Origin of the sequence: Robbsia sp. KACC 23696, from assembly GCF_039852015.1 — a bacterium.
Taxonomy (GTDB): domain Bacteria; phylum Pseudomonadota; class Gammaproteobacteria; order Burkholderiales; family Burkholderiaceae; genus Robbsia.
The window spans coordinates 1,298,273-1,320,830 of sequence record NZ_CP156626.1 but is presented as its reverse complement, the minus strand read 5'-3'; the positions used below and the strand labels follow the sequence as shown (position 1 = coordinate 1,320,830).

Sequence of the window (22,558 nt, the reverse complement as noted above, 5' to 3'; positions counted from 1 at the left end):
GCTCCCCCTAACCCTCCGTGTCATGCTCAGTCTTGCTCTAGGCTTCTTTGTCTCGCTGTTGATCACGTTGCTGATCGTCCGTTATGCCCATCTTCACGCCGAACTCTCGGCGGATCGTGACCTGAACGGGGTACAGAAATTCCACGCACAACCGGTGCCGCGCATTGGCGGTGTCGGTATCTTCATCGGCCTCGTCCTGGCCACGCTGCAACTCTATTTCACCCGATACGCCCGCGTCGCCGATGGCTTGCTGATCATGACGGCCTGCGGTCTGCCGGCCTTTGCGTCCGGACTGGTCGAGGATCTGACCAAGCGCGTGACGCCGGTGGTGCGGCTGCTGGCGACGATGCTCTCCGCCTTGCTGTGCTGGTGGCTGATGGGCGTGCGCATCACGCATGTCGACGTGGCGTGGATCGATCCCTGGTTCGGCATGGCATTGATCGGCGTGCCGTTGACGGTGATCGCCGTGTCCGGGCTTGCAAACGCGATCAATATCATCGACGGGTTCAACGGCCTGGCCTCGATGGTCGCTTTTATGATGTTCGTTTCGCTGGCCTATGTGGCCTTTCAAGTGGGCGACCCGGTGGTGTTGTCGGGCTCGTTGATCATGATGGGCGCGATCCTCGGTTTCTTCCTGTGGAACTATCCGGCCGGGCTGATTTTTCTGGGCGATGGCGGCGCGTATTTTCTCGGTTTCATCCTGGGGGAGCTGGCGATTTTGCTGGTGATGCGCAATCCCACCGTCTCGCCCTGGTATCCGGTACTGCTGGCGATGTATCCGATCTTCGAAGTGTGCTTTTCGATTTATCGGAAACGCTTTGTTCGCGGGATTTCGCCCGGCATTCCCGACGGCGTGCACCTGCATATGCTGGTCTACAAGCGCCTGATGCGCTGGGTCGTCGGCGCGAAGACGGCACGGGAAATGACGCAGCGCAACTCGTTGACGTCGCCCTACCTGTGGATGCTGTGCCTGCTGGCGGTGATCCCGGCCACGCTGTTCTGGCGCTCGACGGGCGTGCTGTTCGCGTTTGTCGTGCTGTTCGCGCTGGTGTATGTCTGGCTGTATGTCAGCATCGTGCGATTTAAAGCGCCCAAGTGGCTGATTTTCAGGAAAGGAAAAGCGTCGGGGTCGGTTTGATCGCTTACCTGCGGTAATCCAATTATTAGCGCGGTAACCTGCGCGGTTTTCGCGAAAGCTAGAATCCGGTTCTTATTACGCATCGCCAACGATGCAGGTAAGGATTACGGATATCTGACATGCGCGTCGTCGTTTGCATCACGTCCTACAATCGCGTGGATTGCGCGCGGATATTGGCGGAGATCATCAAACTAAATTGGCAGGCGCCCTGGCCTATCGTCCATGCCACGGCGGCGGCCGATTACGAGCGCACGCTCGAAGACCTCATCGTCTACCGTGATCCGAAGCCACTGGCGCAAGGCGCGCTGGATCTGCTGAAAGTATCGATCGAGGCCGCTATCACGCATTACGCGGCGGACTACATTGTCCACTTGGAGGCCGATACGTGGATCCTCGATCAGCAAGTCGTGCTCCGATATTTGGCACAGCTGTCCAGCAATCCTGCCGCGCTCGTCGCCGCTTCATCGTGGAGCGCGGATCGCCTTCCTAAGTGGCAAGCATCTCGTAATCCCGCGCGGCGAGCCCGTGCGCTATGGGCGCGATTGCTGCGACGCGTCGGAATCCCTTACGGCCTCGTGGATCAGGCATCGCTGGCCACCCAATTCTTTATCGCGAAATGCACGCCTGAAATGCGCGCGATGTTTTCCTCAATGGAAATCGCGGAGCAGGACTGGCTCGAGCGGCTTTTCTATGAGCGGGTGGTCGCCTGCTTCGGACAAGGCGCCATTATCGGCATGCCGGAACGCGAACCCGTCCACCCCCAGTTCCGCAACGCATGCGATGCACTGAGCTTGATTAGCCATCATTGGCCAAGCGTTGCTGACGCGCCGCCAGATGCGTTCCGGTTCTCGGAACGCGTCATGGGGAAGAAAGAAGGATTGGCAGCGGCGGCACTGACGGCGCATGGACCGAATATGACACGCTTGCTGAGTAGTGACGATCTCAGTTACTACAATGGGAACGCGGCACGGCGTTAGCGCGAATGTGCCACGACGCGAAGGACGTAAGCGGCGGCGGGCCCCTCTCGCCTACGCGCGGAGTCTACTCGCCCCCCCCTGATCGGCGAGCGGCAAGCTCAGGTCAGGCCTCGATCGCCACGCCGGTCAGCGCTTGCGCCGTCACGAGCGCGCTGCGATGCCAGCAGAAACGTGACAGGTGCGTCGCCATTTCAGCCGACAAGGACGCGGGTTTCTGCTCGGTCACGTTGAGCATGTCCAGCATGCGTGCACGAATCTCGGTTTGGCACAGCGGATCGTCTACATAAATCGCACACTCCCCCGCCGCCTCCGGCACCGACGCAACGCGACTCGCCAGCACCGGCGTCCCGCAGGCATACGCTTCCAGCGGCGGCATGCCGAAGCCTTCGTAAAGCGGCAGGAAGGCTAGGAAACGCGCGGCGCTGTAGAACGCCGCCATCTCTTCGTCCGCAACGAAACGTGTCGGGCGCAAGATGCGGATGCCCTTTGCTGCTGCACGGGCGATGGCGGCCTCGATGTCGTCGCTCTGCCACCCATCGGCACCGATGATGACCAGCGAGAGGTTTCGCGTTTTTTCGGGAGGCAGCGCTGCAAATGCCCGGATGACGTTTGCGTGATTCTTGCGCGGCTCCAGATTACCAACGGACAACACGAAATCGTCGGTGAAGACACCGCAGGATTCGCGGATACGGCGGCTGTCGTCGGCCGACATCGGACGATAGCATTGCCGATCGACGGCGGGCGTGGCGACGGTGATCCGCGTCGGATCGATGCCGAAGTGATGTGCGATCCGGTCCCTGCTGAACCGTGAAACTGTCACGATGGCACTGGCGTGCATCATGACATGTGGCAAGCTGTAGTCCAGCTGCGCGACATTCCCCTGCTCCACGCAACCACGCATATCGAGATGCGCCATGTCATGGATCACCACGGCCGACGCGCGCTTGTGCATCGGTAGCATTTTGAACGCAGGGAAATAGTAGACACCTGACGGCATGACCCGATCCATTGCCAGCGGCAGCGATCTTTTCAGGATCTGATGCGCGAGGTTCTTTTTCAACGGATGCATTGCGACGCTTGGATCGCGATGATCGAGACCTAGTGCGTCCGCGCGCGGAAGCAGACGCTTCGGTGCGAGCAGAGAATAGGACAAGACGCCGCGAGAGGCAAAGTCATCGAACGCCTTGATAATGCCTAGCGCGTAATGGCCAATGCCGCTGGGGCGATCCGCCAGAATCGATGCAGCGTCGACGATCAGCTTTGGAAACGTACCGCGGCGGTTTGGTGTCATGTACTCGTCAGCTCGGTCGTTTTGACGAGATATCGATCGAGATCGGTAACAACGCGATTCGATCCTTCTCTACGTCACCGCGCCGATTCTAGAGATGCATCACCTATCAAACAATACTCAAGCCCTTACCGCGCATTTGCTATCCTGCTATCCTGCTAGCCAACTCGGCCATCATGGCATCGATGCACACACCGCATGGCTGCCGCAAACGCCAGTCAGCGAACCTTGCGCGCAAGAATGGAAAACTTCAGCCAACAGCGCAATGCGCGCCAGGCCTGGCTCGTATTCCGCGCCTCTTGGAGAAAGACCGGGCCATAACCTGCGTTCACGAATTGCGTCGCATAGCGCGCTCGCGCACTGTCTTCCGTAATACGGCGGCTGACGAGTCGTAGGAGGAATTCTGCATCGAGCGCCGCTTGTCGAAACAACGCCCGCCGAAACGCCGGGGTTGCGTTCTCCTTGCGCGCTACGTCCACGAGCTCGGCCAGTCCACGGAGATATCCCGAAACCTGCTCCCGCACCCGCTGCTGCGATGGGGAGTTGCAGAGCGACGTCGGGTTGGTACGATAGGCGTACTGCGGCTCCGCTATAAATGCCATGCGTTGTGCATGGCGTGCGATATGCAACGTCCAGATCATGTCTTCGTGGACGATACCCGCCTCGAAACGCAGCCCTATCTTCTCGACAAACGCGCGACGCAAGCATTGCAGCCAGACGTAGTGTGGCCATTCCTGGTGTTGCACTGCATGCGCCACCCACGTTTTTCCATCGCAGACGCGCTCCCATGGCTGTTTCGAGAGCAAGGGCGCGGCGCGCTCGAAATCCGGCGCTTGCGCGAAGGCAATGCCATTGCCCAATACGATGTCTAGATGTTCTGCCCGTCCGCGAGCGATCATGCAAGCGAGCATGCCGGATCTTAGGAGATCATCACCGTCGGCGAACAGAATCCATTCACCGCGCGCCAAGGACAATCCGGTGTTGCGGGCAACCGAGGGTCCGCTATTGGGCTGCGAGACAACGATCAAGCGAGGGTCCCGCTCGGCGATGGCCTCGATGACCGAAAGGCTGCCATCCGTTGCGCCATCGCAGACCGCAATGACCTCGAAGGACACGCCCTCCTGGTTCAGTATCGACTCCAGCAGCGCGCCGATATACGACTCGCAGTTGTAGACAGGAACGATGACACTGGCATCGAGTGCCGGGCCCTCGGAGCGTGACTCCGGCCGGACGACAGATTGGTGCATAGAGATCAGGAAAAACGGCGCCCCGAGGGCGCGGCGATGTCACGGGACGCAAGCAAGCGCATATTGTATAAGCGTCATGCCGTCGGTCAACGCACCATTACGGCGCCTGCAGCGTTTTTCCCTCCACTGCCGGAAGACCTAGATGCTTTCGAGGCAATGACGCAGCGCGACTTCCCACTGCGGCGGCTGGATACCAAAGGTTTGCTGCAATTTCTCCGTCGAAAGACGGGAATTCGACGGACGTTTGGCGGGAACTGGATATTCCGAAGCCGGAATTGCCGTCACCTCGCATCCCAGGCCTTTCAACGCGAAGATCGTCTTGGCGTATTCCGCCCAGTTGGTTTCCCCACCGGCGACCAAGTGGTACACCCCACTCTTGGCCTCCCACCAAACGAGCCCCTTATCGCTTGTGCCGCCTGACAACTGCGGAGACGCGGCCTGTGCCACGATGTGTGCGGTGATATCGGCGATCGTGCGTGCGGACGTTGGTGCACCCCATTGGTCACCCACTACCTTCAGCGCGGGCCGATCAGCGGCGAGACGGAGCATCGTCTTGACGAAATTGCCGCCTTGCACGCCATATACCCAGCTGGTCCGGAAGATGACATGCGCGCAACCACTGGCGCGGATGGCTTCCTCGCCGGCCAGCTTTGACGCGCCATAGACGTTCTGCGGATCGGTGGGATCAGCTTCCGTATAGATCCCGTTCTTATCGCCAGCGTAGACGTAGTCGGTCGAATAATGAATCAACGGGATACCGCCACGCTTCGCCTCTTCCGCCAGAATTCCCGGTGCCGTGGCGTTGATCGCGTGCGCGGCATCGCGCTCGGTTTCGGCCTTATCGACAGCCGTGTAGGCGGCGGGATTGACGATCAGGGAGGGCGACACACTTCGCACCACCTCACGAATCTTGTCGGGGCTCGACAGATCCAGTCCCGCACGGTCCAAGGCGACAACCGTGCCCAGTCCTTGAAGGCTGCGCGCCAGTTCGAAGCCGACTTGGCCATTGACGCCGGTGAGAAGAATGCGCTTGTCTGACATAGCGGGTTCCGTGATCGTTTTATTCGAATGCCGCCCTGCTCGCTCGCCTGCCCGTCCTCGGCCGACTATCAGTGAGGTCGGGCCGGCCCGACGCGGGAGCGGCTCTGATAAAACAGTGTAACGGAATCGCTGCGGTGTGCTCAGTGCGCCGGTAATGCGGCGGCATGGGCCGCCAGCGCAAGCGATGCGGGCGACGTGGACGATGCATGCGAGGGCGGTGCATATTCCTCGACCCATTTCACCAACTCCGCACGTACTAAGTCGTCGTCGGGTACGTGGGCCGCCGTCAACCAGTCGAGTACGGACGGCAGGAAGTCATCCGATACAACGCGCGTGCGCGCAATCAGCAACTTTGCATGATGCGTTGGGCGAGTGGTCTCCTCGTCGGCCAGCAGTTCCTCGAACAGTTTCTCGCCGGGGCGCAGACCGGTATAGGAGATGCCGATTTGCTCTTCGGTGAAGCCGTATAAGCGAATCAGGTCGCGTGCCAAATCAACGATCCGCATAGGTCGACCCATGTCCAATACGAAGATTTCTCCGCCGCGGCCCATGCTGGATGCCTGGAGCACCAATTGCGATGCCTCCGGAATAGTCATGAAGAAACGCGTGATGTCGGGATGCGTCACCGTCACCGGGCCGCCCTTCGCAATCTGTTCCTGGAACTTCGGAATCACGCTGCCGGCGCTACCCAAGACATTGCCGAACCGCACGATCTCGAATTGCAGCGACGTATGCTCGGCAGCGGCGTATGGGGTGTCGGCATCGGCGTCCGCTTCCGTGGAGGCGAGACTTTGCGTCGGCTGGGCGCGCTGCTGCAGCGACTGGCAGACCATTTCGGCGAGCCGCTTGCTGGCGCCCATCACATTGGTCGGATTGACCGCTTTGTCGGTGGAAATAAGCACAAAACGCCTGACGCCCGAGCGCATGGCAGCGCTGGCTGTCTGGTACGTGCCGTAGACGTTGTTGCGGACCGACTGCCAAGCGTTGACGTCCTCCATCAGCGGCACATGCTTATACGCAGCCGCATGGAACACAACCGACGGCCGGTACCGCGTCATGATCTTTTCCAGCAAAAGCCCGTCCTTGACATCACCGATCACCTCGATGATCGGCAACTCAGGATGGCGCTCTCGGAACTCCTCGCCCAGCCGATATATCGAAAACTCGGATTGGTCATAGGCGACCAACAGTGATGGCGTGAATTGTGCGATCTGGCGGCACAACTCCGAGCCGATCGATCCCCCCGCGCCGGTCACCATGACAACACGGTTGTGCAACAACTCGCCGACATGCTCCGCATCGATCGATACCGCATCGCGCCCGAGCAGGTCTTCGAGATCGATATTGCGCACCCGCGACAGAAAATTCCCTTCGGCAGACTCGGTCAGTTGGGGTAGCGTCATGACGCGCGCCGGCGAGCGCATACACAGCGCTGCAACACGGCGCTTTTGCTCGGCCGTGGCGCCCGGCATTGCAATGATGATATGGGTGGCGGTACGCCCGATGCCGGAGCTACTCGTCAATTGGTCTATCGCATTGACCGGGCCAAGCACGCGATAACCATAAATTTCCCGGCCGATCTTTGCGCTGTCGTCGTCAAGTAGGCCCAGCAAGCGCCACTCCGGCGAGTACGAAAGCTCGCGCGCCAAAGCGGCGCCCGCCCTCCCCGCGCCTAAGATCAGCACGGGTTTGCCACGCCTAACGCTTTGGCCGCCCCGCGCGCCACGATCCAGATAGAACTCTTTCGCCGCCCGGTAGCATGCGCGGGCCCCCCCCATCACTAAGAGGAGCAGGATGGGCGAGACGATCAATACGGAACGCGGTACCAGCGGTGTCGGTTGTACCAGGACACTGCCGATCATTGTCACGAAGGCAGCGGCAATGACGGCTTTTGCAATTCGAATCAAATCCGGCAGGCTGGCGAACAGCCACATTCCGCGATACAGACCTAACAAACAAAATGCCACCGCGTAAATCGGTAATACCCAGATGAGTTGCGTGCAGACCGGGCTAACGTACTCGGTGGGGAGAGCGCCGTTGAACCGGATCAGATAGGAAATAACCCAGACAGCCGCGACCGCGACGACATCGAACGCTAGCGCAGCAAATGTGCGCCATGTGGTGGTGTTGTGGTTTTTAGTTTCTATCATGCTTGTCGAACAATTCGGCCTGCCCTCAACGCGTCGCAGAAGCACGCGCATACTGCGCCCACCGACGGTCGATGACGACTCCGAGCCCGGCCAATCCAAAGAAACAAAGGGCTATGGCTAACGCCCGGCATAATGGCACATCCCAGCCCGGCCCCTTGTAAGAAGTCGCAACAATCTGATAAACCAAGGCGCAGGCTCCGGCGAATAGCATCATTCCGTACCAGATCAGCAACACGCCGCGACGCGACCATCCCATACGGACCATGCGCTGGTAGTAATGCTCGCGGTGCGCTTCCCAGAATCGCTCCCCACGAAACAGCCGGCGCAACAATGTTACGGTCGCATCGGTCGCAAACGGCGCAAATACCAAGAAGGGGAATGCTGCCGACCACGCACCATGCGTCCATCCCAGCCAACCCAGCGCTGCCGCCAAAAAGCCCAGCGGAACCGATCCGGCATCGCCCAGGAACAGTTTCGCGGGCGGTGCGTTCCACAATAGGAAACCAACCGCCGCACCGGCGATCGCACTGCTAGCCAGCGCTACGTCCCGCAAAGCCAAGAGCTGGTCCGTCGCTCCGTCCGTCTGCACCGCATTGTGCATCGCAAAAAATGCTGCAACGGCATAGATTGAAAATCCGATGGCGGCCATCCCCCCTGCCAAACCGTCCATGCCGTCCATAAAGTTATAGAGGTTCATGGTCCAGACGAAGGCGATCACCACAAACCCCATGATCATCATGGCTAAAAAGCCGCTGTTCTGCACGTCTAATGCGGTGGCCACGGCCGCTATCGCCGAACGACCCGACCCGAGAGACCCGCTCACGCCGACCAGCACCAGCGCGCTAAGCAAGTGCGCCGCAAAGCGCACCCGGGCAGGCAAGCCTCGACGGTCGTCGATTTGCGACATCAAAACGAGTCCCAACGCGACGGTAGCCGCTAAGCGGAAGCTAGGAGCTAAAACGGCCCCAACACACAGACACGCCGGCAGCAGGCCCAAACCGCCCACACGAGGCGTGGGACGCGTATGTAATGAGCGATGATTTGGCACATCGGTTGCAATATCCCATGCCCATCCGGTCTTCAGCAGAATCGCCAGGATGATCCAGCAGATCCCCCCCGCAGCGACGCCGACCGCCAGCGCCTGCGTAACACCCACCGTTCCGCCCGCGGTGACCCAGCCGCCGGACAGTCCCCAAATCGAAGCTGTCATCGTCCTGTCTCACGTTGTAACTGATAGTCGGCCACGGTGTCCATGAGTCCGCGCGACACGGAAAACGGTGGCGACCAGTGCAGCGTGCGACGAATATGTCGAATATCGAGCCGTAACGGCGTGACTAGGCGTTGAATCTGATCACCGCGACCGCTTAGCTTGCCGAGGATGCGCAGCAGGAGCACCGGAACGGGCAGCAGCCTGCTCCGGACATGCACGTTCTCGGCAATGCGTTGGATAAGGCCCGGAACGGTCAAGTCCTCACCATCGGCCACGTTGAACGTCTGCCCTACTGCTGCGGGATGGGTAGAGCACAGTTGGATCGCATCGACCAAATTGCCGACGAAAACCATGCTCCGCGGGGCATCGATCGCACCCAAAGGCAAAGGCCAACCCAATGCGGCCAATCGGATCAACTGTCTGAAATTGGCCTTGACCCCCGGGCCATAGACCAACGGCGGACGAATGACGACGATTTCGAGACCGGTCTCAGCGCCGTACGCATGCAGGGCCTGCTCCGCCTCCCACTTCGAGATGCCATAGGCATCCACCGGTGCCGGCGTATCGGATTCTGACCAAGGGTGCGGTGGCGTACCGGGCTCGGCTTCGCCCATCGCCTTAATGCTACTGATAAAGACAAAACGCGTCGCACCGGCCGCGACGGCTGCTTTTGCAACCCGCAGCGTGCCGGTGACATTGGTTTCGCGATAGGCCGTCAACAACGTTTCCAGCGGCTGGCCGCCCTCGTCGCGCTGATGCACCCGCGCCGCGAGATGGACAACGCAATCGATGTGCGTGTTTGCTGGCCAGGCGCTTGCCGCATCGACGAAATCCGGCGCAAGGGTGCGCCACACGGTAACGCCCGAGGCACACCCTTGCGACTGGCCGCTGAGGGCATAAACGGTCGCGCCGGATTGCAGCAAGGCGCGGCTTAAGGCACGCCCGACAAACCCGCTCGCGCCTGTGATCAAAATTCTCATATTATCTACGTGGTGCTGTAAGACAAAAGCGTGGACACACCCTGGTAGCTATGCGAAGCTCACGGTCGACCTGTTTTTTTACCCTGCAAACGTCAGATTATGCAACAGTCTTCCGCCCCCGGGACACGCGCCGCGATACAAGACGGACTAGGCCTGCAAGGGCACTATGCCGAGGTCGTGGTCCCCATGTGGCGTGGACGCGGCTTCCACCAAGCCATCGGTATCCCGCTGGAAGCGGTGCTGGCCGATCCACTCGCCCCGCCCCTGCCCATCACGCGATTCCGCGCGATGGCCTGTGCCCGGCAGCTTTACGTCTTCTCGGTCGCCAACGACCAGGAACACGCAAAGGGTTTGTTCGACACCTTGGTAAATCGTTTTTCCGACACGCAACATGGCGGGTTTTACTACAGCGTCGACCCGGACGCTCACCCGTTTGAAACGGAAAAAGATCTCTACACACATGCCTTCGTGATTTTTGCTTGTGCGGCGTACTACCGTCTTCTAGGCGACAAACAAGCATTGGCGGTGATCGAGCGCACCCTCGACGTCGTGAACGGCCTCTTCCCGGTCGATCCGGCAAACGGGCTGACGGTCTCCAAATGCAGTCAAGATTTCGCGACGGTCACGGAACTGGCGCGGCAAAATCCGCTGATGCATTTGACCGAGGCATATTTGGAAGCCGAAGCCGCCACCGGCGATGCCCGCTTCGGCGCGGCGCTCGCGACCTTATTGCAGCGCTTCACGCAAGCCTTCGTCGACGCGGAGACGCACTGCATCATGGAGTTGCCGTTACCGTCGGAGAACAATTGGTTGGAGCCGGGGCATCAATTCGAATGGCACTTCCTGCACAATGCCAGTTCGCATCCGGCGTTTGAGACAAGTGGGCTCGCCGCGCATTTGCCTTTTTCGTATGCCTTCGCACAGACGCATGGCGTGATGCCGGACACTGGTGGTGTGGTGGCCGCCCTAAAGCGCGACGGCACCGTGCGCGACCCCAACCAACGGATTTGGGCACAGACCGAGTACCTCCGCGCCATGGCCTGCCATGAAGACGACGGACAACGCGCGCAATTGCCGCAGCAAATCGCCCGTTTCGCGAGCCGTTTCCTGCATGATGGCGGATGGCATGAAATGCTCGACAACGACAATCGCGTGATTCGCGCGGAAATGCCCTCCACGACAGCGTACCACTTGGTTGGTGCCTATCAAGTTCTGACCTGATGCGCGTTCTTCATTTCTATAAAACCTACAAGCCCGATTCGCACGGCGGTGCCGAACAGCTGATTTGGCAGTTGTGTACCGGGGCCGCGCAGCGGGGGATACAAGCGGACGTGCTCACGGTGAGTAAGCACACGGGCACGTCCGACCTAGGCGATCATAAGCACTATCGCGTGCGGGAAGATATCGCGGTGGCATCGGCCAATTTCTCAGCGGCGGCCTTTGGCGCGTTCCGGGCGCATGCGGCAACTGCGGATGTGATTCATTATCATTTCCCCTATCCGTTTGCCGATATGGTGCACTTCGTTACGCGTGTCCGTAAACCGACCGTGCTGACGTATCACTCGGATATCGTTAAGCAGAAGAATTTGTTGCGCGTATATCGTCCGTTGATGAACCGTTTTCTGTCGAGTGTCGACCGAATCGTGGCCACCTCGCCGAACTATGTTGAAACGAGCGAAACACTTCGGCCGTTCCGCAACAAAATCGACGTCGTGCCGATCGGGATCGACCGCGATGCCTATCCACAACCCGATGCGGCAACGCTGGCCAACTGGCGCGACCGCTTCGGTCCGCGCTTCTTTCTGTTCATCGGCAATCTGCGCTACTACAAAGGCTTGCATGTCTTGCTGGACGCGCTGGCGGGTAGTCGATATCCGGTGGTGATCGTCGGAAACGGTCGCGAAGAACACGCGCTAAAAGCACAAGCCAGCCGTCTAGGTCTGCAACATACCCACTTCGTCGGCTCGGTCGACGAAGTCGACAAGGTAGCGCTGCTGCAGCTTTGCGAAGCGTTACTGTTTCCGTCGCATCTACGCTCCGAAGCGTTTGGTATCTCCTTGCTGGAAGCGGCAATGTATGGGAAACCGATGGTGTCCTGCGAAATCGGTACCGGCACCAGCTATGTGAATATTGCAGACGAAACGGGCTTGGTGATTCCTCCGGAACGGCCGGATCTGCTGCGCAATGCCATCGATTGGCTCTGGAATCACCCGGCAGAGGCCAAAACGATGGGTGAGGCCGCCGCTCGCCGCTACGCGACGCGCTTCACGGGACAGCAGATGGTGTCCGGGTATATCGATATTTACCGTGCGCTGGCGCCGGGCCGCTAAACAGACACGCATGCCGTCAAATATCCCGCGGCTCCGCCCGGCCCCAGACAACGCCCCGCTGCTCGAAAAAACCATGCTTGAACCCGATCGTGTCGCCGCATTGCCGGTAGCGACACCTCCCGCCGTCCTGCCGTACCGGATAGCCTTCGGCACGACGGTGCTTGAACGTGCCTTACATTCAAATGGGCATCTGGACGGCATCGGCACGTACACGGCCGAGATGCTTCGCCACTTGCCCGCTGCGGGCATCGTACCGACGAAAGTCGCCTTCGAAGGATTTCGCGGTACCGCGATCGGAGCGGATGTGAGGCCGCTGGCCGGAACCTTCAGTCGAAACTTGCTAAAAAGCGCCCTGCTCGGCCTGCCGTTTTCCGGCAATGCCGAGATGGGTCGTGATTTCGACTTGTTTCACGCGACCGATCACCATATCCCCCGTTACGCCTCGCTGCCCGTGTTGGCCAACCTAATGGATCCGGTTCCCCTCATGAATCCGGAGTGGTCCGACGCGCACTTACGCCAGGTGAAAAACTGGTTCTTTCGCCGCTCGGCGGGATGGGCGGATCACTATGTGACGATCTCTCATTTTGTCGTCGATGACTTGGTTCGCTATTTCGATGTTCCGCGCGAGAAAATTTCGGTTGTCGAACTGGGGGTCGACGAGATCTATTTCGAGCGCCTGTCAGACGCTGTACGGGAACAGACAATGGCAGCATTGGGCATCGCGGGCCCCTTCTTCCTGTTCGTCGGTACGCTGCAACCACGCAAGAACGTATTGCATTTAATCGAGGCATTTAATCGTCTTGCGGAAGCCACCCGACGCGCCTGCCCCTTGATTGTTGCCGGACGGGCGGGCTGGTCTTCGGAGCGCGAGCGCGAGGCGCTGGCGCGGCTTGCGGCAAACGGCACCGGCCGGTGGCTGGACTATGTCACGCCGCTGCAGAAGCGGGCCCTGCTACAAAGCGCGCGAGCACTCGTCCTGCCCTCGCTCTACGAAGGTTTCGGTTTGCCGGTACTGGAAGCCTTTGCATCGGGCTTACCGGTCATCGCATCGAACAGCAGCTCCATTCCCGAGGTTGCCGGCGAGGCCGCCTGTCTGATGGATCCTCAAGACAGCACCGGATTGACCGAGGCGCTTGCGCGCATGCACAGCGACGACGCTTGGCATCTTCGCTGCGCTGAAGCCGGCAGCGTGCGTGCGCGCGCATTCACGTGGTCCAATACGGCTCAGAAGACGATTTCGCTCTATCGCCGTATTCTCGACCGCTGAGACCGCCTAGCGCGTTGCGAAAAAACGACACCTCTGATGGCTTACCCTATGTCGACCACGAATATCTCTCCCGCACCGACCCGCTCGATCCGAGTGGGTCTGGGCGTTTCCGTCCTTGAGCGCGCAATGCAGACGGATGGCCATCTCGACGGCATCGGGATGTACACCTCCGAATTGGTGAAATACCTGCCGACGGCGAATATCGCGCCGCAACGCTTCGCTTTCCAAGGGCGCAGCGGCCTCAACGCGGGACCGAACGTGCAGATCATGCCGGGATCGGTGACCGTCAATTTACTGCGCAGCGCGGCATTCGGCATGTCGTTCCCTTCGCCGCCAGGCTTCGAACAGCAGCTCGATCTATTTCATGCGCCGGATCATCTGGTGCCCCGGTTCCGCAATATCCCGGTGTTGGCGAGTGTGATGGACCCCATTCCCTTGATGCATCCGGAATGGACACGCGTGAAGTACCAGGCACTTAAGAACTGGGTGCTACGCCGCACAGTGCAATCGGCCGATCACTTCGTGACCATCTCGCAATTCGTGATCGACGACATCGCAACCCACTTCCGCATCCCGCGCGAACGGATCTCAGCGGTAGAACTGGGCGTCGATGACGCGTATTTCGAGACGATGCCCGAGGAAGAGCGCCAAGGACATCTCGCTACCTTAGGCCTCCCGCCTGCCTTCTTGCTGTTTATCGGGACGCTGCAACCTCGGAAAAACGTGCTGCGTCTGATTCAGGCATTCGAGCAATTGCCGGTCGATATCCAACGTGCTTGTCCCTTGGTGGTCGCCGGACGGGAAGGCTGGTCATCTGAGCCGGACCGCGCCGCGCTTGCTCGGCTGACGGAGAAAAAAACGGGACGCTGGCTTAACTACGTGACGCCGCGTCAAAAAATGGCCTTGCTGCAATCCGCCCGCGCGTTGGTGTTTCCCTCGCTGTATGAGGGCTTTGGCTTGCCGGTGCTTGAAGCGTTCGCATCAGGCTTACCTGTCGTCGCCTCCAACACGACGTCGATTCCCGAAGTCGCCGGCGATGCGGCACTGTTGGTCGATCCGCTGAATGTGGAACAATTGACGCATGCCATGCGCCGGATCGTTGAAGACGAGGCGCTGCACGCTGCGTTGACCGTCGCTGGACGTGCCCGCGCGGCGCAGTTCACGTGGTCCCGGACGGCAGAGCGGACTGCTGCCTTATATCAACGTATTCTTGCTTGATCCAGCCGAATCGGCATTGGCGAAGCAACACCGTACGATCGACGCAAACGCGTTCTGTCCACGGTACGCCTGCCCTATACTGACGCCATTTGATTGACTCGTGCGATCCGCGCCACCTTTGGCGTGGGTCGACAAGACTGATACAGGTGCTCCGTGCAGATTATCGTGCCGATGTCCGGCTTCGGCGAGCGTTTCCGCAAAGCAGGATACACGCTCCCCAAACCTCTGATTCCGGTGGAAGGCAAGCCGATCATCGCTCATGTGATCGACCTGTTTCCGGGGGAAACGCGTTTTATCTTCATCTGCAATCAGGATCATCTCGATAACCCTGATTTTCAGATGCGCGAAACGCTGCAACGCTATTGTCCGACAGGCAAAGTCGTCGGCATCCCCTCGCATAAGCTCGGCCCGGTCCATGCCGTACAGTCAGTCCGTCAAGAAATCGCATTGGACGAGCCGACCATCGTCAATTACTGCGATTTCACCTGTTATTGGGATTGGCAGAATTTCAAGGAATTTGCGCGGCTGACGGCCTGCGACGGCATCATCCCCGCCTACCGCGGTTTCCATCCGCACACGCTCGGCACGACAAATTACGCCTATATGCGCGAGACCGACGGCTGGGTCGAGGATATCCAGGAAAAACAGCCCTACACGAACGACCGCATGAACGAGTTCGCGTCCAGTGGCACCTATTATTTCAGCAGTGGCAAGACGATGCTCGATGCGTTCGACGCCACCGTCGCGCGCCAACTGAATGTAAACGGCGAGTACTACGTCAGCTTGACGTATAAGCCCTTGCTCGACGCCAGCAAGCCAGTTGCCGTGTATCCGCTGCAGCACTTCATGCAATGGGGCACGCCGGAAGATGTCACCGAGTACACGCGCTGGTCGGAGACGTTTAAGCGGCTGCAAAAAGACGACGTCGCCACCCGTGCGCCTGTCGCGCAAAGCGCGCGCACGGGCGCCGTTGTCGTACCGATGGCCGGCCTGGGTCAACGCTTTGCTAAAGAGGGTTATCGGGAAACCAAACCCCTGATCGCGGTATCCGGTGCCCCCATGGTCGAACAAGCGGTCGACGACCTGCCGGCAGCGCGCATCTATAGCTTTGTTTTACGCGAGGACATGCCCGGACACGATGCCATCGCAGCGACGCTGTCGGCACGTTATCCCAACACGTCCATCGTGAACTTGCCCGGCGTCACGGACGGCCAAGCGCGCAGTGCCTTGCTCGGCCTTGAAGCACTGCTGAAACAGTGGGGCGACGACATTGGCCCCGTCACCTTTGGTGCCTGTGACAACGGTGCCGTCTACGTGCATCGGACGCTGGATGCCTTATTTGCAGACGCCGATGTCGATGTCGCCGTGTGGGCGACACGCGGCCATCCGAACGCGGCACGTCATCCAAAGATGTTTGGTTGGATCGATGCCGATGCGCAGGGTGTCATTCGCCACATATCGGTGAAGCAGCCACTGTCCGATCCGCGACGCGACCCTATCGTCATCGGCACCTTTACGTTCCGCCGCGCTTCGCAAGCAGTCGAAGCAATGCAACGGTTGTTTGCGCGCGATGGCAAGGTCAACGGCGAGTTCTATCTGGATTCCTGCGTCGAAGATGCGATCGCCCTCGGCCTCCAGTGTCGCCTTTTCGAGGTCGATGCTTATCTCTGTTGGGGCACTCCGGACGATCTGCGCACGTTTGAATATTGGCAGTCGTGTTTCGACAAATGGCCCAGCCACCCTTACCGGCTCGCCAACGATCCGCGCGTACCGGCAAGTGCGCTACCTGCGCTGGAAGCACGCTTTGAAAAGAGCGTCCCCGCACCCCTGACGCGGTCGTGACATGGTCCGTCGCGAATTGCTCACCTTCCTGGTCGTCGGCATCCTGACCGTTTGCGTCGATTACACGATTTATCGATTGATGTATGCCGCAGTGCCGCATCAGCCAACCTTGACCAAAGGCATCGGATTTATCGGCGGCACGCTCTTTGCCTACTTTGCGAACCGCTTGCTGACGTTCCGGTCCGCGACGCCGATGCGGGGCGCCATGGTCCGTTTTGCGGCCTTGTATGCCTGCACGCTCGGTATCAATGTGCTGCTTAATCGCCTAACGTTGTCCTGGCTGCAGGGTTGGCACGATGCCGTCGTCTTGGCATTTTTGGTCGCCACCGGCACATCGGCCGTCATGAACTTCGTCGGCATGAAATGGTTCGTCTTTCATGCCCGCCCCTTGAGAACGCCTGCGTGAAACTCTCACTGATCATCCCTTGTTATAACGAGGCCGCAAACCTGCCGGGACTGTTGGCACGGTGTGCAGAGGTAGCGAAGGCTGCCGATGTCGAAGTCATCCTCGTCGACAATGGTTCGACCGATACGTCGCCGAGCGTCCTGCGCGATTTACTGCCGCGCTTTCCGGGCTGCCGTAGCGTGCGGGTCGAGCAGAATCAAGGCTACGGTTTCGGCATTCTCTCCGGCTTACGCGCGGCAACCGGCGACGTTCTCGCTTGGACGCATGCCGATATGCAGACCGATCCGATGGATGCGATTACCGGACTGCGTTTCTTCGAAAAACACGGCCTGGATATCTTCGTCAAGGGCAGCCGTTATGGTCGGCCGGTCTCGGACCGCGTCTTCACCATCGGCATGAGCTTTTTCGAAACGCTACTACTGCGCCAGCCTCTTTGGGATATCAATGCCCAGCCGACGATGTTTTCACGCGCATCTTTCGAGACATGGCGTAATCCGCCTTACGATTTCTCGCTAGATCTGTTTGCCTATTTCGAGGCGCGACGTAGCGGTAAGCGTGTCTATCGCTTCCCCGTGCGCTTCGGCGAACGCGCGCATGGCGTATCGCATTGGAACGTCAACTGGGCGGCCAAGCGCAAATTTATCAAACGCACGATTCAATTCAGTCTCGAACTCCGTCGGAGCCTCAATCAATGAACCTGATTCGCCATCGCCGCAATACGCTGCAGGAACTGGCCGACACGCCAACGCACTATGGGATCGAAGTGGATATTCGCAGCCAGGGCGACCGGCTCGTAATCCATCATGACCCTTACGTAGATGGCACGTCGTTTGATGCATGGATCGATACATATCGCCATGGCACCTTGATTCTGAACGTCAAGGAAGAAGGACTGGAACCCCGTTTGATCGCACTGATGCAAGAAAAAGGCATCGACGATTATTTCTTCCTGGATCAGTCTTTCCCCTTCCTGATGAAGTACGCCGAAGCGGCAGCCGGTCGCTCGGCCGTGCGTGTCTCGGAATTCGAATCCGTTGAAACGGCTTTGACGCTGGCTGGCCGCGTGCAGTGGATCTGGGTGGATTGCTTTACCCATTTCCCCCTGTCGGCCGCCGATGCCAACCGCCTCCAGGCCGCCGGCTTCAAGCTCTGCCTGGTGTCGCCTGAGTTGCAACAGCGCAGCGCCGAGGACGAAATTCCAGCGTTGCGTGCCTTGTTGCGCGAACGCGGTATCACGGCTGATGCCGTCTGCACGAAACGCACCGACCTGTGGGAAGCCACGCAAGAAGGATGAAAAAAACCGTTTGCGATCCGCGGTTCCTGATCGGCCTGGTGCTGCGCATCCTGTTCATCGGACTCGCCTCATCGAGTGCCGTCACACAGTGGTATGCGCCGTTCCTCGACAATAGCCTTGCTCATTTCACGCTAGATCCCTGGCAGAACTGGATCGATCATGGGGGCACGCCGCTGGCATTTCCCTATGGCTATGTTATGTGGATCTGCTTCCTGCCACTCGGCACCTTAGCCCATGCCTTGGGCTTGCCCGCGGCGCTTGCTTACAGCGTAACCCTCTTGCTCAGCGACTTGGCGCTGTTCTGGCTACTGTCGCAAATCAGCGGCGCGCGGCATCGGTTATTACTCGCCGCGTATTGGCTATCGCCCATCGTGCTGGTGGCGACCTACCTGCTCGGATTGAACGATCTGGTACCGGTGACCTTCCTGATCGGCGCGCTGTGGTTGTTCAAGCGGCGACGTTTCTTTGTGGCCGGCGTGACCTTGGTCGCCGCGATTTCGGCCAAGCTCAGCATGGTCATCGCGCTGCCGTTCTTTTTGGTCTACCTGCTTAATAACAAGCCATTGCGGCCGCTGATCCGTTACTTCGTGCACGGCGTACTAGCCGGTACGGTCGTCTTGCTGCTTCCGTTCTTTACCTTGTCCCGCGGCGGCACGGCAATGCTGGTGCAGAATCCCGAGGTGAATAAAGTCTTCGGACTGACCCTCGACTTCGGCACGACATTTACCGTCTTCTTAGTGCCGCTTGCTTATACCTTGGTGCTCTACTCCGCGTGGCGGATTCGTCGCATCAACTTCGATCTGTTCCAAGCGATGTTCGGCCTGGCCTTCATGGTCGTCGTGCTAATGACGCCCGCCTCACCAGGGTGGTTTGTCTGGTTGCTGCCTTTGCTGCTCACGCAGCGCGCAATGACCGATGGCATTGCATCGGCATTGACGATGTTGTTCGCTTCCTTGTACGCGATTAGCAGCTTGTTGAGCTTGCCACCCGACGCACTGCATTTCCTAGGCACGCCCATCCACGCCTTGCAGCCGCAGTGGCTCGCTACGGCTTTTGCCGGCCGTGTTCCGGGCCTACTGCATACGGTGGTCATGGCCGTCGGCGTCATTGTGGCACTGCGTATTTGGCGCGAAACGATTGTTCGCAGCGATTTCTTCCGCTTCAGTCGTAAGCCCTTTGTATTGGGCGTAGGCGGCGACTCGGGCGCAGGCAAAGATACCTATGCCGAAGCGATGCTCGACCTGTTCGGCCATCAGTCGGTCACCGCGCTGACAGGCGACGACTACCACTTGTGGGACAGAAAGAAGCCGATGTGGCAGGCGCTGACGCATCTGAACCCAAAAGCGAACGACCTTGAGCGTTTCTCGGACGACTTGGTCTCGCTCATCGACGGCAAGACGATTCACGCACGGCACTACGATCACGCCACGGGCAAGATGACTCACCCGCGCCGTATCCGCAGCAATGATTTCATCATTGCCAGTGGCCTGCACGTCTTCTTCCTTCCCAATCTGCGCCGTTGCTTCGACCTGAGCATCTTTCTCGATATCGACGAGGATCTACGTCGCTACTTCAAGATCGAGCGCGATGTTCATCAACGCGGACACACATTAGAGCAAGTAGAGGCATCGTTTGCACGTCGCGCTTCGGACACGCAGCGCTTCATTCGGCCACAAGCTGCGCATGCCGATGTCATTTTCTCGCTGCAGCCGATTCATCCACGCATGCTCGACGATGCCGCGCGCGGTGACACCTTGCGTTTCAAGCTTGCCGTTGCGTCCCGGCATGGCATTCGGGACATGACTTTGACCCGTACGTTGATCGGCATATGTGGACTACATGTGGACTCGGTCCAGCATGAGGATCCGAGCCGCACCGCTTTTGTCATCGAAGGTGAAACGTCGGCAGCCGACATCGCTTTGTCGGCATCGATCGTTTGCCCGCGTATTCTGGAATTCCTCGACGTGACGCCGAAGTGGCGTGACGGCCCGGCAGGTCTGATGCAGTTGATTACGCTGACGCATATCAACCAGGCCTTAACCAATCGTATCTTTAAATCATGAAAGTCCTCGCGCCCAATCGCTTCGACCGTCGTCCGGACGCCATTCTCTTCGATACGGACAATACGCTCTATCACTACGATCCGGCGCATGCTGCGGCGATGGCTGCGGTCCGTGAGAAGGTGACATCCCAGCTGTCGATCTCTGCTGCCGTGTTTGAGAAAGCGTTCGATGAAGCCCGACGTCAAGTCAAAGCGCGACTCAAGCATACGGCCTCCTCGCACAGCCGATTGCTGTATATGCAGCGCATGCTCGAGCTGATGGGGCTTGGTTCTCAGGTACTGTTGGCGCTCGATTTCGAGCAGACCTACTGGCGTACGTTTTTAAGCAATGCCACGCTGTTCGAAGACGTCAAGACACTACTCGACGACTTGCGGCTCATGGGGATTCCCACGGCAATCGTCACGGACCTCACCGCGCAGATCCAGTTCCGAAAGATCGTCTACTTCGGTCTGGACCATTACTTCGACTACATCGTGACCAGCGAAGAAGTCGCCTACGACAAGCCGCACGCCGCACCGTTTAAGATGGCGCTGGAGAAGCTGCAACCAAAGGGCGATTGCATCTGGATGATCGGCGACAACCCCGTGAACGACATTCAGGGTGCGCGCAAGGAAATCAATGCGGTCACGATCCAGAAGCTGCACGACGGCGTCGTCGCAGCCGAAGGCGAAGATCGCGCCGACGCTACGTTCCGACATTTTTCGGAACTGCGGACCTTTATTGCGCAATGGAACCGAGGTGCATGATGACATCCGACGCTAATCTGCAGCGCGATACGGTCAACGATTTCTGTCGTCGGATTGGAGAGGATCCGCTCTTGGTACAAGGTGCCGGCGGCAATGTGTCCTGGAAAGACGAGACGACGATGTGGGTGAAGGCATCGGGGCGTTGGCTCGCGCATGCAGCCGACACCGACATTTTTGTCCCGGTCGCGTTGACGCCGCTGCGTGAAGCCGTGGCGGCGGGCGATTTTGCGATTACGCCTGAGGTAGTCGGAGAATCGACGCTGAAACCGTCGATCGAAACCCTGCTGCACGCGTTGATGCCACACCGCTATGTGGCGCATCTGCATGCGGTAGAGCCGCTGGCGCACTTGGTGCGTGACGGCGGGGTCGCGTCCTTATCGAAGGCACTCAATGGTCGGCTGACGTGGCAATCCGTGCCCTACCGGAAGCCGGGAGCAGCGCTGGCGCAAGGCGTGTCAGATGCGCTGCGGCTAGACCCTAATGTCGATATCGTCTTGCTTGAAAACCATGGCATCGTCATTGGTGCCGAATCCGTGCTGGCATTGGAGAAACGCTTACGTGACATCGCCGAATGGACGGCTGTGCCGGTAAGCGGCATTCCTATTGGCGACACTAAATCGCGGGATTCGCACTTTGCGCATCCGGCTTACCATCGTATCGATAACAACACCATTCAACTGTTGGCATTCGATGATGCACGCTTCGCACGCCTGCAACGTGACTGGGCACTGTTCCCGGATCACGTCGTCTTTTTGGGGGCGGCACCGGTGGTTTTCCATAATGGAGACGTAGCCGGTCAGGCGCTTGCCGGTCAGACGGCTTTGCCTGAACTGATCTTCGTCAAAAACGACGGAATCTTCGCAACGGACACCTTCAACATCGCTAAAGTCGTACAGTTGCAATGCTATTACGATGTGATGTCACGTCAACAGGATGACGACCCCATTCACACGCTCAGCGATGTCGACGTTAGCGAGTTGCTTAACTGGGATGCCGAACGGTACCGGCAGTCGTTGAATAAGTGAACTGGTAACAGCCAATCTGTCATTCCGAGCTAAAACCTTCCACTCGGATTGGCCGTGGGTTACAAGGAATACCTAGAACGGTCGATGTCTGTAATGTCGATAGCGAGAGCTAGAACGTCTATTTATCGTAATAAAACGGGTGGATCATCCACGGGATAGATGAAAGGCTCGTTTTCAACGGGCACTCCGCAATTTTATTGATTAAAAATTTTTTTGTAAAATACGGGAGATTGTTTTGATAACCAAATCTTGCGATTAAATCAAGATCACTCCGTTCCGCCTCGCAGTCTTGTTTTGATATAACTGCGATATTGTAATTAATCGATAAAGCCGAAT

Annotated in this window: 19 protein-coding genes; 13 read left to right on the top strand and 6 right to left on the bottom strand. The window is 58.9% G+C overall.

The window, feature by feature from the left end:
• Positions 1-22: 22 nt before the first annotated feature.
• Positions 23-1,138 (top strand): glycosyl transferase, encoded by a 1,116-nt coding sequence (locus tag ABEG21_RS05450; protein WP_347556227.1) that lies wholly within the window; start codon positions 23-25, stop codon positions 1,136-1,138.
• Between the two features lie 119 nt (positions 1,139-1,257).
• Complete coding sequence (locus tag ABEG21_RS05445; RefSeq protein WP_347556226.1) at positions 1,258-2,115, top strand: hypothetical protein; 858 nt, start codon at positions 1,258-1,260, stop codon at positions 2,113-2,115.
• A gap of 103 nt (positions 2,116-2,218) precedes the next feature.
• Here ABEG21_RS05445 and ABEG21_RS05440 read toward each other — a convergent pair whose 3' ends face one another.
• The 6 genes from ABEG21_RS05440 to ABEG21_RS05415 all read right to left on the bottom strand — a co-directional run bounded on the left by ABEG21_RS05440 (position 2,219) and on the right by ABEG21_RS05415 (position 10,031).
• Positions 2,219-3,406, bottom strand: a complete 1,188-nt coding sequence (locus ABEG21_RS05440) for a glycosyltransferase family 1 protein (RefSeq protein WP_347556225.1) — start codon at positions 3,404-3,406, stop codon at positions 2,219-2,221.
• 215 nt (positions 3,407-3,621) lie between these two features.
• Complete coding sequence (locus ABEG21_RS05435) at positions 3,622-4,650, bottom strand: glycosyltransferase (protein ID WP_347556224.1); 1,029 nt, start codon at positions 4,648-4,650, stop codon at positions 3,622-3,624.
• 138 nt (positions 4,651-4,788) lie between these two features.
• Positions 4,789-5,691, bottom strand: coding sequence for a dTDP-4-dehydrorhamnose reductase (rfbD, locus tag ABEG21_RS05430; protein WP_347556223.1), 903 nt, complete (start codon positions 5,689-5,691; stop codon positions 4,789-4,791).
• A gap of 140 nt (positions 5,692-5,831) precedes the next feature.
• Entirely contained in the window at positions 5,832-7,841 is a 2,010-nt protein-coding gene (locus tag ABEG21_RS05425; RefSeq protein ID WP_347556222.1) for a nucleoside-diphosphate sugar epimerase/dehydratase, read from the bottom strand.
• Positions 7,842-7,866: 25 nt separating this feature from the next.
• Positions 7,867-9,051, bottom strand: a complete 1,185-nt coding sequence (locus ABEG21_RS05420) for a glycosyltransferase family 4 protein (protein ID WP_347556221.1) — start codon at positions 9,049-9,051, stop codon at positions 7,867-7,869.
• A complete protein-coding gene (locus ABEG21_RS05415; RefSeq protein WP_347556220.1) occupies positions 9,048-10,031 on the bottom strand; it encodes an NAD-dependent epimerase/dehydratase family protein in 984 nt (327 codons plus the stop codon). The genes ABEG21_RS05420 and ABEG21_RS05415 overlap by 4 nt, the downstream gene beginning before the upstream one ends.
• A 99-nt stretch (positions 10,032-10,130) precedes the next feature.
• Here ABEG21_RS05415 and ABEG21_RS05410 point away from each other — a divergent pair, with 99 nt between their 5' ends.
• The 11 genes from ABEG21_RS05410 to ABEG21_RS05360 all read left to right on the top strand — a co-directional run bounded on the left by ABEG21_RS05410 (position 10,131) and on the right by ABEG21_RS05360 (position 22,222).
• On the top strand, positions 10,131-11,252 hold the full coding sequence (locus ABEG21_RS05410) for an AGE family epimerase/isomerase (protein ID WP_347556219.1): 1,122 nt from the start codon (positions 10,131-10,133) through the stop codon (positions 11,250-11,252).
• Positions 11,252-12,361: a glycosyltransferase family 4 protein gene (locus ABEG21_RS05405; RefSeq protein ID WP_347556218.1), complete on the top strand. Its 1,110-nt coding sequence runs from the start codon at positions 11,252-11,254 to the stop codon at positions 12,359-12,361. The genes ABEG21_RS05410 and ABEG21_RS05405 overlap by 1 nt, the downstream gene beginning before the upstream one ends.
• Entirely contained in the window at positions 12,339-13,628 is a 1,290-nt protein-coding gene (locus tag ABEG21_RS05400; protein WP_347556217.1) for a glycosyltransferase family 1 protein, read from the top strand. The genes ABEG21_RS05405 and ABEG21_RS05400 overlap by 23 nt, the downstream gene beginning before the upstream one ends.
• A gap of 48 nt (positions 13,629-13,676) precedes the next feature.
• Positions 13,677-14,846 carry a glycosyltransferase family 1 protein gene (locus ABEG21_RS05395; protein ID WP_347556216.1) on the top strand — a complete coding sequence of 390 codons (1,170 nt, stop codon included), beginning with the start codon at positions 13,677-13,679 and terminating at the stop codon, positions 14,844-14,846.
• A gap of 153 nt (positions 14,847-14,999) precedes the next feature.
• Complete coding sequence (locus ABEG21_RS05390; RefSeq protein ID WP_347556215.1) at positions 15,000-16,688, top strand: sugar phosphate nucleotidyltransferase; 1,689 nt, start codon at positions 15,000-15,002, stop codon at positions 16,686-16,688.
• A gap of 1 nt (position 16,689) precedes the next feature.
• Positions 16,690-17,094, top strand: coding sequence for a GtrA family protein (locus ABEG21_RS05385; RefSeq protein WP_347556214.1), 405 nt, complete (start codon positions 16,690-16,692; stop codon positions 17,092-17,094).
• The gene (locus tag ABEG21_RS05380; protein ID WP_347556213.1) at positions 17,091-17,789 is read left to right on the top strand and encodes a glycosyltransferase family 2 protein; all 699 of its coding nucleotides are present in this window, start codon (positions 17,091-17,093) and stop codon (positions 17,787-17,789) included. Before ABEG21_RS05385 ends, ABEG21_RS05380 begins: the two co-directional genes overlap by 4 nt.
• Positions 17,786-18,388, top strand: coding sequence for a phosphatidylinositol-specific phospholipase C/glycerophosphodiester phosphodiesterase family protein (locus ABEG21_RS05375; RefSeq protein ID WP_347556212.1), 603 nt, complete (start codon positions 17,786-17,788; stop codon positions 18,386-18,388). The genes ABEG21_RS05380 and ABEG21_RS05375 overlap by 4 nt, the downstream gene beginning before the upstream one ends.
• Positions 18,385-20,451 (top strand): uridine kinase, encoded by a 2,067-nt coding sequence (locus ABEG21_RS05370; protein ID WP_347556211.1) that lies wholly within the window; start codon positions 18,385-18,387, stop codon positions 20,449-20,451. Before ABEG21_RS05375 ends, ABEG21_RS05370 begins: the two co-directional genes overlap by 4 nt.
• Positions 20,448-21,197, top strand: coding sequence for an HAD family hydrolase (locus ABEG21_RS05365; RefSeq protein ID WP_347556210.1), 750 nt, complete (start codon positions 20,448-20,450; stop codon positions 21,195-21,197). Before ABEG21_RS05370 ends, ABEG21_RS05365 begins: the two co-directional genes overlap by 4 nt.
• The gene (locus ABEG21_RS05360) at positions 21,194-22,222 is read left to right on the top strand and encodes a class II aldolase/adducin family protein (RefSeq protein WP_347556209.1); all 1,029 of its coding nucleotides are present in this window, start codon (positions 21,194-21,196) and stop codon (positions 22,220-22,222) included. Before ABEG21_RS05365 ends, ABEG21_RS05360 begins: the two co-directional genes overlap by 4 nt.
• The last annotated feature ends 336 nt before the right edge of the window (positions 22,223-22,558 follow it).